The following is a 14933-nucleotide window of genomic DNA, read 5'->3' on the forward strand; positions in this document are numbered from 1 at the left end:
TGGTGGTTAGGAGATTTTTGCGAATCGCTAGGACTTTTTTGCGGCCATTTGCCAGCATCGAAAAAAGTGACAGGCCACCAGGGAAACAAGCGGGAAAGGATAATGTGAGAAGCACTTTCGAACGCATTTGCACTCGATTCAGCATAAGCGTACGGCCCACTCAGTCAAAGGCGACAAGCGGTCGTTCTGGCCAAACACCAACAAAAATCCGCAGCCCGTCTAGCATGAGGGCTTTAGCCAACACATAGAACGCAATAGACAAAAACTACCTAGCCTAATAACCAAATTAATCGGCGAGCTGATGGCATGTTGTCAATACTGCAGCACGTAGGGACACCCTCAGGAGCAGGTTAAGTCATGATGTCTAACCCGGGCAAAAAGCCCCTGTTGTTGTGGTTCGATCTGACACGTGATCGCTCCACCGAAGCGTTGATGGCACAGTTCAGTCATGTCTGCGAATGCAAGCTGGCAAAGACGGTCGCGCATTCCGAACGTCAGCAGGCAGACATGATCTGCATGCATTTCGATCGTCCCGATACCCTGAACCTCAACCTGCTCCTTGAGGTAAAGCGCAGCTCGCCTGCCATCCCGATCACCATGCTCACGGTGCAGCATTCTGAAGAACTGGCCGTCTGGGCCATGCGTTCGCGTGTCTGGGAATATCTGGTGTTGCCGCTTACAGCCAGCGAGATGAGCCGCTACCTCGGTGTCCTGAAGCAGCTTTGCGAAGTCCGCCGCACTATCAAGAGCCAGGGCAATTCGCAGCAGATCGACCATCTGCCGTCGCTGCCCGACAGCATTCGCCTGACTGGCGAACACCACAAGCACCAGGCGCTCAGCAAGGTGATGCCGTACATCGACCAGCATTTTCGCGAATGCATCGATCAAAAGGACCTGGCGCAGCGCTGCGGCATGACTACCGCTCGCTTCAGCCGCCTGTTCAAGGAGGTCAACGGCGTGGGGTTTCTGGATTATATCCTGAGCAAGCGCATGAACCTGGCCATGGACCTGCTGGTCAACAGCCAGATGCCGATTACCAGCATCGGCTATGAGGCCGGCTTCAAGGACCCGTCCTACTTCGCCCGCGCCTTCAAGCAGGTCAGTAACTGCACGCCCAGCGAATACCGCCAGGCCCGTCAGCTCGGAGCAATGGCCGGCGAAACCGAGCCCCTGAAAGGTTCAAATGCGCTACTACCGGATAAAGTGTTACCGAGTGCGGCACATCACAAGAACCGCTGAAAAATCACGCCCTCGGCAGCAACCCATCCGCCCGCAACAATGTCTCCAGGCAATGCTCCTGCACCCCATAGAACGCCTTGAGCTGCCCGATCTTCTCCAGCAACGCCCCGTTGTCCCCTGCCTGGCGCCGCTTCACCGCAAGAATCATCTTGTTCTTGTTGGTGTGCTCCAGCGAGATGAACTCGAACACCTTGGTCTCGTACCCGCAGGCTTCCAGGTACAGCGCGCGCAGGCTGTCGGTCAGCATCTCGGCCTGCTGGCCCAGGTGCAGGCCGTATTGCAGCATCGGTTGCAACAACCCCGGGCTGTGCAGTTGCGGGCGGATCTGCTTGTGGCAGCACGGCGAGCACATGATGATCGCGGCGTTGCAGCGGATGCCGGTGTGGATGGCGTAGTCGGTGGCGATGTCGCAGGCATGCAGGGCGATCATCACTTCGATCGCCTCGGGCACCACGCTCCGCACGTCGCCACACTGGAACTCCAGGCCCGGGTGTTCCAGGCGCGAGGCGGCGGCGTTGCACAGGTCGACCATGTCCTGGCGCAACTCGACGCCGGTTACCTGCGCTTCGCGGCCCAGGCTGTTGCGCAGGTAGTCGTGCATGGCAAAGGTCAGGTAGCCCTTGCCCGAGCCGAAGTCGGCCACCCGCAGCGCCTGCTCCACCGGCACCGGGGCGCTGGCCAGGGCGTGGTCGAAGACTTCGATGAACTTGTTGATCTGCTTCCACTTGCGCGACATGGACGGGATCAGCGCGCCTTGTGCGTCAGTTACGCCGAGGTCACGCAGGAACGGCCGTGACAGCTCCAGGTAGCGCTTCTTCTCGCGGTCATGGCCACTGCTGGTGGCAGCTTCACGCGGGGCCTGTGCGCCGTGGCGCTGGAGCATGGGCTTGCCCTTCTTACTGAAGGTCAGCTGCACTTCGCCGTCGGCGTCGAACAGGTGCGCGTTGCGGAAACTGTCCGGCAGCAGCTCGGCGACCAGCGCCTGGGCCTGCTCCAGTGGCAGGTTGCGGGTGATATCGCGGGTCTGGTGGCGGTAGACCAGCGACAGGCACAGCTGGCCCTTGACCTGCAGCGGCTTGGCGATGATCCGTTGCAAGGTCTGGTCGGCACCGACATGGCGCGCCAGCACCAGTTTGACCAAGGTATTGCCATGCAGGGCGGCGTTCAGCAGGTCGAGAAACTGGGTGCGCGCATCCGGCGCGGATGGGGCAGAAGTACTGGCGGACATGGAGAAACGGTGCCTCGGATAGCGGGGAGCGCTTGGCGCAATGCACGCATTCTACAGGGTGGCTAACTTCCTGTGGGAGATCGCCCGGTCCTTTGGGCTGCGCTGTCGCGTAGAGAGCTGAATTCGCAAGCGGCCCGCGTTCCCTGTGTGCATGGCACCGGTTTGAAATGTAAACGATGTCTCCGGTTTGTACCGCGGGCGCGCCCGCTCCCACAGGGGAAGCATCAAGCCATCGGACGCCGACTCAATCGAGAATCACCAGCCGGTTGGGCAACTCGTTACGCGCATGGGTAGGTGGCACGTGCTCGCTGAGCAGCTCGCCGCACGCCTCGATGCACTCGACAAAACCCTGCAAGGTACGGCCCTGGCGTACCTGTTCGGCAAAGCGGGCGACGATGGCCGCGCGGGCGGTGGCATCCAGGTAGTGCTCGATGCCGCGGTCGACCAGGATCTCCACATGCCGCTCCGCCTCGCTGACAAAAATCAGTACGCCCGTGGCACCAGCAGTACGCTGCAGGTTCTGCTCGCGAAACTGCTGGCGGGCCAGGCGCGAAGCGCGCCAGCGGCGCAATGTCCGGGGGATCAGCCAGCCGGCCAGGCGTGGGTTGCGCAGCAGCAGGCACAGGCCGACGAACAGCAGCACATTGGCCACCAGCAGGCCACGCACGCCGGGCCAGCCCAGCAGCCAGTGCATCAGGCACGGCACGGCCAGCGCCAGCACGGCGGCCCAGAACAAAGGCCAATAGGCGTAATCATCGGCACGGCGGGCCAGCACCGTCACCAGTTCGGCATCGGTGCGCCGCTCGGCACGGGCAATGGCTTCAGCGATCTGGCGCTGATGGTATTCGTCGAGGGGGGTCATGCCGTCGGTCTCTTGAGCGTTCTTATAGTTGTTGTCCCGGCATTCGGGGCTTCGTCCGCAGGCGACATATTCAGGCATAATCCGCCGCTGGAAGAAATGCCTGCAAATCGTACAACAATAGCCGCCTGAAAAACTCGGCCGCGTACGTATCACCGTGGATACGGCAGAGGCCCCATAACGGAATTGATGATGAAACTGTCTTTGCTGGGCCTGGCCATGGGCCTTGCCAGTCAGGCGGCCCTCGCCGCCCCCTCCGCCCCGCCCCTGCAGGACAAGCAGGCGTTCATCGACCATCTGATCAGCCAGATGACCGAAGCCGAGAAGATCGGCCAGCTGCGCCTGATCAGCATCGGGCCGGAAATGCCCAAGGATAAGATCCGCGAGGAAATTGCCGCCGGGCGCATCGGCGGTACCTTCAACTCACGCACGGCCCCCGAGAACCGCCCCATGCAGGACGCGGCGATGCGTAGCCGGCTGAAGATTCCGATGTTCTTCGCCTACGACACCGTTCACGGCGAACGCACCATTTTCCCGATCGGTCTGGGCATGGCCGCGACCTGGGACATGGACGCCGTCGCCAAGGTCGGCCGCACCGCTGCCATCGAAGCCGCTGCCGACGCCCTGGACATGACCTTCGCACCGATGGTCGATATCGCCCGCGACCCGCGCTGGGGCCGCACCAGTGAAGGCTTCGGTGAAGACACCTACCTGACCTCGAAGATCGGCCAGGTGATGGTCCGCTCGTTCCAGGGCAGCAGCCCGGCCAACCCCGACAGCATCATGGCCATCGTCAAGCACTTCGCCCTGTATGGCGCGGTGGAAGGCGGGCGCGACTACAACACGGTCGATATGAGCCTGCCGAAAATGTACAACGACTACCTGCCGCCCTACCGCGCCGCACTCGACGCGGGTGCCGGCGGGGTGATGGTGGCGTTGAACTCGATCAACGGCGTGCCGGCCACCTCCAACACCTGGCTGATGAATGACCTGCTGCGCAAGGAGTGGGGCTTCAAGGGCGTGACCATCAGCGACCACGGCGCCATCCAGGAACTGATCCGCCATGGCGTCGCCCGCGACGGCCGCGAAGCCGCCAAGCTGGCGATCAAGGCCGGCATCGACATGAGCATGAATGACACCCTGTACGGCGAAGAGCTGCCAGGCCTGCTGAAGTCCGGTGAAGTTACCCAGGGCGAGCTGGACCAGGCGGTGCGCGAAGTGCTTGGTGCCAAGTACGACATGGGCCTGTTCAAGGACCCGTACGTACGCATCGGCAAGGCCGAAACCGACCTGAAGGACTACTACGGCAACGACCGCCTGCACCGCGACGCCGCGCGTGACGTGGCGCGCCGCAGCCTGGTGCTGCTGGAAAACCGCAACCAGACCCTGCCGCTGAAAAAGGCCGGCACCATCGCCCTGGTCGGCCCGCTGGCCGATGCCCCGATCGACATGATGGGCAGCTGGGCTGCCGACGGCAAACCGGTGCACTCGGTGACTGTGCGCGAAGGCCTGCGCCGTGCCGTGGAGGGCAAGGCCAAGCTGGTCTACGCCAAAGGTTCCAACGTCACCGGCGACAAGGCGATGTTCGATTACCTGAACTTCCTCAACTTCGATGCCCCGGAAATCGTCGACGACCCGCGTCCGCCTGCAGTGCTGATCGACGAAGCGGTGAAGGCGGCGAAGCAGTCCGACGTGGTAGTGGCAGTGGTCGGCGAATCCCGCGGCATGTCTCACGAGTCGTCGAGCCGCACCACCCTGGAAATCCCGGCCAGCCAGCGTGAGCTGATCAAGGCCCTGAAGGCCACCGGCAAGCCGCTGGTGCTGGTGTTGATGAACGGCCGCCCACTGTCGATTGCCTGGGAACGCGAGCAAGCCGACGCCATCCTCGAAACCTGGTTCGCCGGTACCGAAGGCGGCAACGCGATCGCCGACGTGCTGTTCGGCGATTACAACCCGTCCGGCAAGCTGGCCATCACCTTCCCCCGTTCGGTCGGGCAAATCCCGATGTACTACAACCACACCCGTATTGGCCGCCCCTTCACGCCGGGCAAGCCGGGCAACTACACCTCGCAGTACTTCGAGGAGCCCAATGGCCCGCTGTACCCGTTCGGCTATGGCCTGAGCTACAGCAGCTTCGAGCTGTCGGACCTGACCTTGTCCACCAACAACCTCAAGCGTGGCGACACACTGTTGGCCAAGGTAACAGTGACGAACACCGGCAAGCGTGACGGTGAAACCGTGGTGCAGCTGTACTTGCAGGATGTGTCGGCGTCCATGAGCCGCCCGGTCAAGGAACTGAAGAACTTCCAGAAACTGATGCTCAAGCCTGGCGAGTCGCGCACATTGAGCTTCCGCATCAGCGAGGAAGACCTGAAGTTCTACAATGGCCAGCTGCAGCGGGTTGCCGAGCCAGGGGAGTTCAATGTCCAGGTAGGGCTGGATTCCCAGGCGGTGCAGCAGCAGAGCTTTGAACTGCTGTAACTGACAGGTTTTGCCTGTACCGGCCCCTTCGCGGGCTTGCCCGCTCCCACAGGTAATGCACAGGTCCATCGGGCTGTGAATCTCCTGTGGGAGCGGGCAAGCCCGCGAATAGGTCGGCCCTGATGTCCCATTCATCCGGATCCGCCCCATGCCCTTTTCCGTTCGCGCCCTGCGTCTGGGGCTGATCACCCTGCTGATCGTGCTGGGCACCGCCTTCAGCGCCGGCTGGGCCATGCACCAGGCCAAGCGCCAGGCCATGGAAGACGACGCCCGGCGTGCCAGCCAGCAGTTGGGCCTTTACGCCAATGCCCTGCACACCCTGATCGATCGCTACCGCGCCCTGCCCGCCGTGCTGGCGCTGGACCCGGAGCTGATCGCCGCCCTGCGCGGCCCGGTCAGCGAACCGGTGCAGGACGCCCTGAACCGCAAGCTTGAGCGCATCAACGGTGCCGCCAATTCCTCTACCCTCGAACTGCTCGACCGCACCGGCCTGGCCATCGCCGCCAGCAACTGGCGACTGCCCAGCAGCTACGTGGGCTCCAACTACGGCTTCCGCCCCTATTTCAAGCAAGCCCGCAGCCAGGGCAGTGGCCGCTTCTACGCCGTGGGCGTGACCAGTGGCGTGCCGGGCTACTTCCTCGCCAGCGCGGTGAACGACGAGCATGGCCGCTTCCTCGGTGCCATGGTGGTGAAGCTGGAGTTTCCCGAACTGGAGCGCGAGTGGCGCCAGGGCAGCGATATCCTGCTGGTCAGCGATGCCCGTGGCATCACCTTCATCGCCAACCAGGACGGCTGGCGCTACCGCGAGCTGCAGCCACTCAGTGGCGCCGACCGTGCCGAGCTGGCCGAAACCCGTCAGTACGACAAGCAACCGCTGGTGCCGCTGCAGCACCAGGTGCTGACGCGCTTTGCCGCCAATAGCACCCTTAGCCGCGTGCAAGGCCCGGAGGGCAATGCCGAGTACCTGTGGGAAAGCCTGCCGCTGGAGGGCGAGAACTGGACGCTGCACCTGCTGCGCAAGCCGCAGGTCGCCGCCGACGGCCGCAATGCCGCGCTCGGCGCCGCCGCCGTATGGCTGAGCCTGGTGTTCGCTGCACTGTTCGTCAGCCAGCGCCTGCGCCTGGCCCGCCTGCGCCAGCGCAGCCGGGAGGAGCTCAAGCGCCAGGTCGAGGAGCGCACCCGGGAGCTGCGCACCGCCCAGGAAGGCCTGGTGCAATCGGCCAAGCTGGCCGCGCTGGGGCAGATGTCGGCAGCCATGGCCCATGAAATCAACCAGCCGCTGACCACCCAGCGCATGCAGCTGGAAACCCTGCGCCTGCTGCTCGACCATGGCCGCCATGACGAAGCACGCCGGGCGCTGGAACCGCTGGAGCAGATGCTCACGCGCATGGCCGCGCTCACCAGCCACCTGAAAACCTTCGCCCGCAACAGCCCGGTCGGCCTGCGCGAGCGCCTCGACCTGGCCACCGTGGTCGACCAGGCCTTGCACCTGCTGGAAGCGCGCATCCGCAGTGAAGAAGTGGAGGTAGCCCTGTACCTGGCGCGCCCGGCCTGGGTGCGCGGCGATGCCATTCGCCTGGAGCAGGTGCTGATCAACCTGCTGCGCAATGCCCTCGACGCCATGGCCGACAAGCGCTACAAACGCCTGGAAATCCGCATCGAGCCCGACGGCGAACTGTGGCGCCTGAGCGTGCTGGATTCGGGCGGCGGCATCGCCGAGGCCGACCTGGCCAAGGTCTTCGACCCGTTCTTCACCACCAAGCCGGTGGGCGAAGGCCTGGGGCTGGGCCTGGCCATTTCCTACGGTATCGTCCATGAGGCCGGTGGCCAACTGCAGGCCGAAAACCTGCCCGGCGGTGCGCGCCTGAGCCTTACCCTGCCCCGTGACCTGGAGCCTGTATGTTGAATTCAGTGATCGTCGTCGACGATGAAGCCAGTATCCGCACTGCGGTCGAACAATGGCTGAGCCTGTCCGGCTTCAGCGTGCAACTGTTCGCCCGCGCCGAGGAATGCCTGGCGCACCTGCCGCGGCACTTTCCCGGGGTGATCATTAGCGATGTGCGCATGCCGGGCATGGATGGCCTGCAATTGCTCGAACGCCTGCAGGCGGACGACCCCGACTTGCCGGTGATCCTGCTGACCGGCCACGGCGATGTGCCCATGGCGGTGGAAGCCATGCGCTGCGGGGCCTATGACTTCCTGGAAAAACCCTTCACCCCGCAGCACCTGCTGGGCAGCCTGCGCCGGGCCCTGGAAAAGCGCCAGCTGGTGCTGGAAAACCGCCGGCTGCACGAGCAGGCCGACCTCAAGTCACGCCTGGAAGGCACGCTACTGGGCATGTCCCAGGGCCTGCAACAGCTGCGCCGGCAAGTGCTGGACCTGGCCAGCCTGCCGGTCAATGTGCTGATCCGTGGCGAAACCGGCAGTGGCAAGGAGCGCGTGGCCCGCTGCCTGCACGATTTTGGCCCGCGCGCCGGCAAGCCGTTCGTCGCCCTCAACTGTGCAGCCATCCCCGAGTCGCTGTTCGAGGCCGAGCTGTTCGGCCATGAAAGCGGCGCCTTTACCGGCGCTCAGGGCAAGCGCATCGGCAAGCTGGAGTACGCCAACGGTGGCACAGTGTTCCTCGACGAAATCGAAAGCATGCCACTGGCCCAACAGGCCAAGCTGCTGCGGGTGATCCAGGAACAGAAGCTGGAGCGCCTGGGGGCCAACCAGAGCATCAGCGTCGACCTGCGCATCATTGCCGCGACCAAGCCCGACCTGCTCGAAGAAGCCCGCGCCGGGCGCTTCCGCGAAGACCTTGCCTATCGCCTGAACGTGGCCGAGTTGCGCCTGGCGCCATTGCGTGAGCGACGTGAGGACATTCCACTGCTGTTCGAGCACTTTGCCCGTGCCGCCGGCGAAAAGCTTGGCCGTGCGGCCCCGCCGCTGTCGGGTGCACAACTGGCGCAGCTGCTGTCGCATGACTGGCCAGGCAACGTGCGTGAACTGGCCAATGCGGCGGAACGCCATGCGTTGGGGCTGGGTTCGCCGAACATCGAGGTGGCGCCTGCCGGGCAGTCGCTGGGCGAGCAGATGGAAGCGTTCGAGGCGCAATGCCTGCGCGCGGCGCTGCGCCAGCATGGGGGCGAAATCAAGGCGGTGATGGAGGCCTTGCAGCTGCCGCGGCGCACGCTTAACGAAAAGATGCTGCGGCATGGTTTGGTACGCGAGGATTTTATTGGGCGGGAATGAGCGAAAATCCGCCTATAGCGCTCAGCCAGTAAGCAAAAAGCCGCTCATTTTCAAGATTTTTTGGGGCTGCGTTGCAGCCCTTCGCGGGCACGCCCGCTCCTACAAAGAACTGCGACACGTCAGGCGCCACGCGGTACCTGTAGGAGCGGGCGTGCCCGCGAAGGTGCGCACAGCGCCCCCATTTGAAGCCCCATGCACCCATTTGGCACACCTTCTGCAATCACCTGTGCAAGCTGCGCCACGGCGCGCTCCACAAAAACAACGAGAAGGTATCCCTGATGGATAATGCCACCTCCCTGCCCGCCGGGGCGGCCACCGCGCCTGCCGCAGAAAAAACCACCGCCAGCCGCCTGAAGTCGATCTTCAGCGGGTCCATCGGCAACATGGTCGAATGGTACGACTGGTACGTCTACGCCGCATTCTCGCTGTACTTCGCCAAGGCCTTCTTCCCGGCCGGCGACTCCACCGCACAATTGCTCAATACCGCCGCGATCTTCGCTGTGGGCTTCCTCATGCGCCCGATCGGTGGCTGGCTGATGGGCCTGTACGCCGACCGCAAAGGCCGCAAGGCCGCATTGATGGCTTCGGTGCTGCTGATGTGCGCCGGCTCGCTGGTCATCGCCCTGACCCCGGGTTACGAAACCATCGGCGTCGCCGCGCCAATCCTGCTGGTCATCGCACGCCTGATGCAGGGCCTGTCGGTGGGCGGTGAATACGGCACCTCGGCTACCTACCTGAGCGAAATGGCCAGCAAGGACCGCCGTGGCTTCTTCTCCAGCTTCCAGTACGTGACCCTGATCTCCGGCCAGCTCATCGCCCTGGCGGTACTGATTGTCCTGCAACAGACCCTGACCACCGAGCAGCTGTATGCCTGGGGCTGGCGCGTTCCGTTCGTGATCGGTGCGCTGTGCGCCGTGGTAGCCCTGTACCTGCGTCGCGGCATGGAAGAAACCGCCTCCTTCACCAAGAAGGAAAAGGCCAAGGAAAGCCTGATGCGCACCCTGCTGCGCCACCCCAAGGAGCTGATGACCGTGGTCGGCCTGACCATGGGCGGCACCCTGGCCTTCTACACCTACACCACCTACATGCAGAAGTACCTGGTCAACACCGTGGGCATGAGCATCAGCGACTCGACCACCATCTCGGCCGCGACGCTGTTCCTGTTCATGTGCCTGCAGCCGGTGATCGGCGGCCTGTCCGACAAGATCGGTCGACGCCCGATCCTGATCGCCTTCGGCGTGCTCGGCACCCTGTTCACCGTACCGATCCTCAGCACCCTGCACACCATCCAGACCTGGTGGGGCGCTTTCTTCCTGATCATGGCGGCGCTGATCATCGTCAGTGGCTACACCTCGATCAACGCCGTGGTCAAAGCCGAGCTGTTCCCCACTGAAATCCGCGCCCTGGGCGTGGGCCTGCCGTATGCCCTGACCGTGTCGATCTTCGGCGGCACCGCCGAGTACGTGGCCCTGTGGTTCAAGAGCGCGGGCATGGAGAGCGGCTTCTACTGGTACGTCACCGCCTGCATCGCCTGCTCGTTGCTGGTGTACGCGACCATGAAGGACACCAAGCAGCACTCGCGAATTACCACTGAGTGATGCTGGCCTGGCAATACTGAAAAGGGGCGCTCCAGTGCATGGGGCGCCCCTTTTTTATCGGGCGTTTGAGGATATGTCAGGGTTGCCAGGCGTTCGTCGTGAGCGGTTCAGCGCCTATCAGATCGAGCGCCGCGCGGGCGGCGCTCGATTTCAGCAACACCGCAAACATCAAGCCATACCTCCAAAACCCTCTGACGAGCCGATTAGAAATCCTATTCGGCTCACCATGTGAGCCGAATAGCCCAATTAATCGGCTCATAGGTACCTGAAAGCAGGCTCAGGACATCTCCAACACCTGACGCGGTTCACGGCGCTGGTACCAGGTGGCCATCAGCACCAGCACCAGCAACACCCCGCCCAATACCGCCGAAGAGCCGACCGTGCCGAAGTCCAGGCCGCCCTTCTCGTGAGGCTTGGTGAGGAAGTCGCCCAGGGTGGCGCCGAACGGCCGGGTGAGCACGAACGCAACCCAGAACAACACCACGCCGGGGATGCGCGTCCAGTAGCGGGCCACCACCACCAAGGCGATGGCACTGCCGATCAGCAGTGCACCACCGGCAAACCCGAGCCCCGAGTCATCGGCCAGGTAGTCGCCCAGAGCAGTGCCCAGCGTGTTGGAAAACAGGATAGCCACCCAGTAGAACAGCTCGCCCGTGCGGTTCTTGATGCGGGTGACATCCAGTGGGTTGCCGCTCAGGCGCCATACCAGGAAGGTCAACAGCAGGATGCCGATGAGGATGGCCGAACCTGCGGCATAGCCCAGGCCCAGGGTGCGGTCCATGAAGTCGGACATGGTGGTGCCGGCAGTACTGGTAGAGAGGATCACCAGCCAGTACAGCATCGGGTGGTAGCGGCGCGAGTACAGCTGGCCGAGCAGGGTCAGCAGGAACACGCTGATCAGCAGCAGCGAGCTAAGGGCATAGCCGATGTTCAGGGTCATCGACAGCAAGTCACCTGCCGTTTCGCCAAGGGTGGTAGCGCAGATCTTCATGACCCAGAAGGCCAAGGTGATTTGCGGGAGTTTGTTCATTGTTGTGCCGCTCCGGTTTGAGGTGCGGCGATGGTGCTGAGCAGCATTTGAAAAATCGGTTGGTGATGTATGAAAAATGCGTTGAGCAGCCTTCAATGAAAGATCTTTCATCCTTAACGCCCCATTAATTTCCCCCTCTCAAGCTGAAATGGCTGGCAGAACGTCGCCTTATGGGCAGGCACATCCTGAGCCAGAACCGCTGCCAGAGCCACAGAATCCACGCCAACACATATCGAATTATTCGATTTTTAAGCACTATTATTTGCGCTTTTTAATCAAATTAATCGGCGTAGGATTAAACCCATAGAAACAAACAACCTCAAGAACCCCTGGAGCAACGACCATGAAAAACAAACTGATCCTCACCCTGGCCCTCTCGGTTTTCGCTACTGGCGCCTTCGCCGAAGATGGCTTCAACCGCACCAACGCCCACACCTTCGCAGCGGCCCAGAGCCAATCCGCTGCCTACGCTGAAGATGGTTTCGACCGCACCGGCGGCCAACGCTTCGCAGAAGACGGCTTCGACCGCACCGGTGGCCAGCGCTTTGCTGAAGACGGTTTCGACCGCACCGGTGGCCAGCGTTTTGCTGAAGACGGTTTCGATCGCACCGGTGGCCAACGCTTCGCCGAAGACGGCTTCGACCGCACCGGTGGCCAACGCTTCGCCGAAGACGGCTTCGAACGCACCAACGCCCACCGCATCAGCTGATCCCTGATGCGCGCACCCAGCCCGGCTTCGGCCGGGCTTGATCATTTGCAGGCGAGCACAGGCTTGGCACACTAGGCACCTTGTCCACCAGGAGGTAGGGCCAGCAAGCCCAGCACAGATGTATTACTACGAACCCGCCAAAGGCCACGGCCTGCCCCACGACCCGTTCAACGCCATCGTCGGCCCCCGCCCTATCGGCTGGATTTCCTCACAGGACCGCGAAGGCCGCCTGAACCTGGCGCCCTACAGCTTCTTCAACGCCTTCAACTACATCCCGCCGATCATCGGTTTCTGTAGCGTCGGGCGCAAAGACAGCCTGAACAACATCGAGCAGACCGGCGAGTTCGTCTGGAACCTGGCCACCCGCCCGTTGGCCGAGCAGATGAACCAGAGCTGCGCACCGGTTGCCGCCGAGATAAACGAATTCGAATTGAGCGGCCTCACTGCCACAGCGTCGAGCATTGTCAACGTGCCGCGTGTCGGCGAAACCCCGGTGGCCTTCGAGTGCAAGGTCAGCCAGATCGTCCAGCTCAAGCGGGCCGATCAGGAACCGGTGCCCAGCTGGCTGATCCTGGGTGAAGTGGTGGCGGTGCACATTGCCGAGCACCTGTTGAAGAACGGCATCTACGATACCGCTGCTGCCGAACCGATCCTGCGTGGCGGTGGCCCGGCAGACTATTTCGAGCTGGGCAACCTGTTCAAGATGGCCCGCCCGCCGGCCTGATCACCAGATCAGCTCACCTTCTTCGCTGACGCCCTGCAGGCGTTGCAACTCGGCCGTGGCCGCTTCGTCGGCGGCCACGGCGCCCTTGAACACCTGGCCGTCAAGAATCTTGTGAAAGCGCGGCGCACCGCCCATGCCCAGGGCCTTGACCGCGATGGCCGCGTTGTAGCCACCACCTTCTACCGGGACCATCGCCGAAACCGCTTCGAAATGCGGGAATTCCCTACGTGCCATGTTGCAATCTACCTGGTTGATCAAGGGGCAGCATCTTACCCTATTCACCTGTACCGGCGATGAGGCCAGAACAGGCAACACCTCAATCAAAGGTATGCAAGTCCAGACTACTGACCACTCGCGCCTGTACCAACTCACCAAACACCTCCAGCGTTGGCGAAGCAAAGTAGCCACTCATCGCCTGCTGGTCCCGCCAGCTGCCACTGAGCAACCACAAGTCGGCATCAGCTTGCGAACGCTGCACCGTGAAACTCAGGCAGCCCGGTGCCCGCAGCGATGGCTCGAGCAGGTCACGCAGGCGCGCGCCCAGCTCCGCCGAGCGCCCGCTGCTGGCACGGATGAAAGCAAGGTGGGTGACCGGTTGTGTCGGGGTCATTGCACAATCTCCTTGAAGCAGGCGGACGGAAAAGCCAGGTTGCCAAGGTTAGGGGCTCACCCGCGCGGCGCGTTAGGCCATTACTGCTCGGCGATTGCCTGATCCTGCGGCGCGGCAGGATCAGGCAATCGACGTGCAGCTTTTGACTAGCGCCCGCCATTGCCCAAACCTATGCTGCGTCGGTCAGCAGAGGAAAGCCATCATGACCACCGCCACGTCCATCGACCCGAGCCTGGAACTGCAACGCCAGGAGCTGGCCGAGCTGATCCGCCGCCACGCCGGCGAGCCTCACGGCCCGGCATCGGCCATCGATGACCTGTACCTGGTGCGCTACACCGAGAACGTGCGCTCGGTGCCGACCCTGGCGCAACCCGCGCTGTGCATCCTCGCCCAGGGCAGCAAGAGCCTGTTCCTCGGGGACGAGCAGTACGCCTACGACCCGCTGCACTACATGGTGGTTTCGGTAACCTTGCCGTTGAGCGGCGTGAGGCTCGACGCCAGCCCCGAGCACCCCAGCCTTGGCCTGCGCATGGACCTGGACCCGGCCGAGATCAGCCAGCTGATCGCCGACAGCGGGCCGATGCTGGTGCCCAACCGGCCTTCCGGTCGTGGCCTGTATGTGGAAAGAACCGATGCCGCGTTGCTCGACGCCCTGCTGCGGCTGATCCGCCTGCTGGATACCCCGCGCGACATCGCGATGCTGGCGCCACTGTTCCGCCGGGAGATTCTCTACCGCCTGCTGCGTGGGCCGCAGGGTTATCGGTTGTACGAAATCGCCTTGGCCAACAGCCAGACCCACCGGGTTTGCCAGGCCATTACCTGGCTCAACCAGAACTACCAGCTGCCTTTGCGCATCGAGGACCTGGCACGGGAGGTCAACCTCAGCACCTCGACCTTGCACCACCGGTTCAAGGCCGTGACGTCGATGAGCCCGTTGCAGTACCAGAAGCAACTGCGCCTGCAGGAGGCGCGGCGGTTGATGCTCAATGACGGGCTGGAGGCAGCGGTGGCGGCCTATCGGGTGGGGTATGAAAGCCCGTCACAGTTCAGCCGTGAATACAGCCGGCTGTATGGCGCGCCGCCGATTCGTGATGTGGCCAGGTTGCGGGCGACTGCTGGCTGAAGTTCAGCCTTCGCCTGCCCCGGCCCTTTCGCGGGTAAACCCGCTCCCACAGGTTTTGCACAGAAACTGAAAACTGTGCAGTACCTGTGGGAGCGGGT

At 63.1% G+C, this 14933-nt stretch carries 13 protein-coding genes; 8 read left to right on the top strand and 5 right to left on the bottom strand.

All coding sequences use genetic code 11. The features are described from left to right. Nucleotides 1-357: 357 nt before the first annotated feature. Nucleotides 358-1239 (top strand): AraC family transcriptional regulator, encoded by an 882-nt coding sequence (locus A4C63_RS14245; protein ID WP_063913211.1) that lies wholly within the window; start codon nt 358-360, stop codon nt 1237-1239. A 4-nt stretch (nt 1240-1243) separates the two neighbouring features. Here the strand turns inward: A4C63_RS14245 and A4C63_RS14250 are convergent, their stop codons facing one another. Both A4C63_RS14250 and A4C63_RS14255 read right to left on the bottom strand, forming a co-directional pair. Further along, nucleotides 1244-2467 (bottom strand): SAM-dependent methyltransferase, encoded by a 1224-nt coding sequence (locus A4C63_RS14250; RefSeq protein WP_063913212.1) that lies wholly within the window; start codon nt 2465-2467, stop codon nt 1244-1246. Between the two features lie 244 nt (nt 2468-2711). Next, the gene (locus A4C63_RS14255) at nt 2712-3329 is read right to left on the bottom strand and encodes a TPM domain-containing protein (protein WP_063913213.1); all 618 of its coding nucleotides are present in this window, start codon (nt 3327-3329) and stop codon (nt 2712-2714) included. 186 nt (nt 3330-3515) lie between these two features. On the opposite strand from A4C63_RS14255, the gene bglX reads away from it, so the two are divergent. From bglX to A4C63_RS14275, 4 genes are all read left to right on the top strand, one after another. Further along, nucleotides 3516-5807: a beta-glucosidase BglX gene (bglX, locus tag A4C63_RS14260; protein WP_063913214.1), complete on the top strand. Its 2292-nt coding sequence runs from the start codon at nt 3516-3518 to the stop codon at nt 5805-5807. Between the two features lie 148 nt (nt 5808-5955). Beyond that, nucleotides 5956-7713: an ATP-binding protein gene (locus tag A4C63_RS14265; RefSeq protein ID WP_063913215.1), complete on the top strand. Its 1758-nt coding sequence runs from the start codon at nt 5956-5958 to the stop codon at nt 7711-7713. Next, nucleotides 7707-9041 carry a sigma-54 dependent transcriptional regulator gene (locus A4C63_RS14270; RefSeq protein ID WP_063913216.1) on the top strand — a complete coding sequence of 445 codons (1335 nt, stop codon included), beginning with the start codon at nt 7707-7709 and terminating at the stop codon, nt 9039-9041. The genes A4C63_RS14265 and A4C63_RS14270 overlap by 7 nt, the downstream gene beginning before the upstream one ends. A gap of 278 nt (nt 9042-9319) precedes the next feature. Then, nucleotides 9320-10639 carry an MFS transporter gene (locus A4C63_RS14275; RefSeq protein WP_063913444.1) on the top strand — a complete coding sequence of 440 codons (1320 nt, stop codon included), beginning with the start codon at nt 9320-9322 and terminating at the stop codon, nt 10637-10639. Nucleotides 10640-10916: 277 nt separating this feature from the next. Here the strand turns inward: A4C63_RS14275 and A4C63_RS14280 are convergent, their stop codons facing one another. After that, nucleotides 10917-11669, bottom strand: coding sequence for a hypothetical protein (locus A4C63_RS14280; RefSeq protein WP_063913217.1), 753 nt, complete (start codon nt 11667-11669; stop codon nt 10917-10919). A gap of 343 nt (nt 11670-12012) precedes the next feature. On the opposite strand from A4C63_RS14280, the gene A4C63_RS14285 reads away from it, so the two are divergent. Together A4C63_RS14285 and A4C63_RS14290 are read left to right on the top strand one after the other, a co-directional pair. Further along, on the top strand, nt 12013-12378 hold the full coding sequence (locus A4C63_RS14285) for a hypothetical protein (protein ID WP_063913218.1): 366 nt from the start codon (nt 12013-12015) through the stop codon (nt 12376-12378). 118 nt (nt 12379-12496) lie between these two features. Continuing rightward, entirely contained in the window at nt 12497-13102 is a 606-nt protein-coding gene (locus A4C63_RS14290) for a flavin reductase family protein (protein ID WP_063913219.1), read from the top strand. On the opposite strand, the gene A4C63_RS14295 is transcribed toward A4C63_RS14290, so the two are convergent. Together A4C63_RS14295 and A4C63_RS14300 are read right to left on the bottom strand one after the other, a co-directional pair. Continuing rightward, the gene (locus A4C63_RS14295; protein ID WP_051098363.1) at nt 13103-13336 is read right to left on the bottom strand and encodes a hypothetical protein; all 234 of its coding nucleotides are present in this window, start codon (nt 13334-13336) and stop codon (nt 13103-13105) included. It abuts the gene before it with no gap. Nucleotides 13337-13418: 82 nt separating this feature from the next. After that, nucleotides 13419-13712, bottom strand: a complete 294-nt coding sequence (locus A4C63_RS14300) for a putative quinol monooxygenase (RefSeq protein ID WP_063913220.1) — start codon at nt 13710-13712, stop codon at nt 13419-13421. Between the two features lie 202 nt (nt 13713-13914). On the opposite strand from A4C63_RS14300, the gene A4C63_RS14305 reads away from it, so the two are divergent. After that, nucleotides 13915-14835: an AraC family transcriptional regulator gene (locus A4C63_RS14305; protein WP_063913221.1), complete on the top strand. Its 921-nt coding sequence runs from the start codon at nt 13915-13917 to the stop codon at nt 14833-14835. The last annotated feature ends 98 nt before the right edge of the window (nt 14836-14933 follow it).

Origin of the sequence: Pseudomonas sp. p21 (assembly GCF_001642705.1) — a bacterium.
Lineage (GTDB): Bacteria > Pseudomonadota > Gammaproteobacteria > Pseudomonadales > Pseudomonadaceae > Aquipseudomonas.

Coding starts and splice junctions, on each gene's coding strand:
- A4C63_RS14255 (WP_063913213.1), bottom strand. CDS start 3,329: ATGACCCCCCTCGACGAATACCATCAGCGCCAGATCGCTGAAGCCATT.
- A4C63_RS14280 (WP_063913217.1), bottom strand. CDS start 11,669: ATGAACAAACTCCCGCAAATCACCTTGGCCTTCTGGGTCATGAAGATC.
- A4C63_RS14265 (WP_063913215.1), top strand. CDS start 5,956: ATGCCCTTTTCCGTTCGCGCCCTGCGTCTGGGGCTGATCACCCTGCTG.
- A4C63_RS14285 (WP_063913218.1), top strand. CDS start 12,013: ATGAAAAACAAACTGATCCTCACCCTGGCCCTCTCGGTTTTCGCTACT.
- A4C63_RS14295 (WP_051098363.1), bottom strand. CDS start 13,336: ATGGCACGTAGGGAATTCCCGCATTTCGAAGCGGTTTCGGCGATGGTC.
- A4C63_RS14300 (WP_063913220.1), bottom strand. CDS start 13,712: ATGACCCCGACACAACCGGTCACCCACCTTGCTTTCATCCGTGCCAGC.
- A4C63_RS14290 (WP_063913219.1), top strand. CDS start 12,497: ATGTATTACTACGAACCCGCCAAAGGCCACGGCCTGCCCCACGACCCG.
- A4C63_RS14305 (WP_063913221.1), top strand. CDS start 13,915: ATGACCACCGCCACGTCCATCGACCCGAGCCTGGAACTGCAACGCCAG.
- A4C63_RS14270 (WP_063913216.1), top strand. CDS start 7,707: ATGTTGAATTCAGTGATCGTCGTCGACGATGAAGCCAGTATCCGCACT.
- bglX (WP_063913214.1), top strand. CDS start 3,516: ATGATGAAACTGTCTTTGCTGGGCCTGGCCATGGGCCTTGCCAGTCAG.
- A4C63_RS14245 (WP_063913211.1), top strand. CDS start 358: ATGATGTCTAACCCGGGCAAAAAGCCCCTGTTGTTGTGGTTCGATCTG.
- A4C63_RS14275 (WP_063913444.1), top strand. CDS start 9,320: ATGGATAATGCCACCTCCCTGCCCGCCGGGGCGGCCACCGCGCCTGCC.
- A4C63_RS14250 (WP_063913212.1), bottom strand. CDS start 2,467: ATGTCCGCCAGTACTTCTGCCCCATCCGCGCCGGATGCGCGCACCCAG.